Below are 1370 nucleotides of genomic sequence, written 5' to 3' on the forward strand. Positions count from 1 at the left end.
TAATCGTACTTTCTTTAAACTTTTTAAATATTTCCCTTCAATAATTCACACGAGAACTCGAGAAATTATCTGGTTGATTTGATTTAGGGAATGCCCTAACACGGTTCGGCTGGCAGCTGTGTTTTTTTTAGCATATGAGAGGCGCAGTGGTGGTCATTTAACCCTCAGCCGCCTATTCAATTCCCAGTAGCTTTTTATAATTTAAGTTTCTTGCCCAGTTCAGAGGAATTCTCTGATGCAACTTTAAAAACTGGAATGCCATCTTGATAATCAATTGAAAGTCCATTGGGCAATTCCTCTTGATAATCAATCAACTGACCTTCTAGGATGTACTGCTTAAAATCTGATTCCCAATTATCATGTTTTAAATATTTCTTCAAAAGCTGGACAAATAGCTTTTGGTTAAATTTCATCTTTTTATCATTTAATGCCATCTCAAATAAATCATGCATTAAATCATCTAAGCTCTTGGAATAGTCGTTTTGTCCTTTAATTTGATTATCAATTAAAAAGGCATACAAAAAACCTCGTCTATAGGGAAGTTTCATATACTTATCATAATGATTCCAGTATTCTTCAAAGGTTAGCTCATAATTTGGAATATTATTTACAGGGTCTTTGTAATGAGGAATAATTACTTCTTTGTTTATGATGTCAATAAATTCTAAAGCATTTATGTTGTCGTTTTTTAGCATCAGTTTATAAGAGTAATAATCAGTAAAACCCTCACTAAACCAGTATTGCTCTACTTCGTTTTCATTTATTATGGTTCTACCAATCCATTTATGAAGTAATTCATGGTTGTACAACCACCTCATTTTGTTCAGATTAGTCCCTTCATTGTTTGAAGCGAAAGAAATAAAGGAGGATGAAAAGCCACTGCTTCCAATAGAATTGGCCTTTGAAGTTTTTGTCCAAGGTTCATAGGTAGGCAATAATGTAACTGAAAAGTTACCTTTTCTGGGGTCATTCCAAAAGCCATATTGGGCATTGATAGTTTCTCTTAAGATATTGAATACATCTTGCTCCTTGAAAAACTTCCAATTCCCTCTTGTAACAAAATATATGGTGTCATTATCGTGCTTAAAAGAAGCTCTTCTAAAGTCTCCTCCTACAAAAAATGAAGCATATAACCCCTCCCTATTAACTTCGAAATTTTGTTTTTTTTCAATTCCAAAACTGCTGTGAAATAATCCATCATTTGGTATTTCACCCCAATTGATCTTTATTTTTGCTTTACTAGAGTCAGATTCGAATATCCCCTCAGGTATCATAAAAAGTCTCATACCAAGAATATGAAAGTAGTTTGAATCCAGAATTGGCCTATAACGATATTTGTTTAATGGTAACCCTTTAAAATCCTGGCCTAT

At 33.2% G+C, this 1370-nt stretch carries 1 protein-coding gene; it reads right to left on the reverse strand.

From position 1 onward, the window contains the following. Window positions 1-194: 194 nt before the first annotated feature. Window positions 195-1370: M1 family aminopeptidase (locus E1171_RS04025; protein ID WP_222931380.1), on the reverse strand; the 1176-nt coding region annotated here is incomplete at its 5' end.

It is taken from the genome of Xanthovirga aplysinae (assembly GCF_009711365.1).
GTDB lineage: Bacteria > Bacteroidota > Bacteroidia > Cytophagales > Cyclobacteriaceae > Xanthovirga > Xanthovirga aplysinae.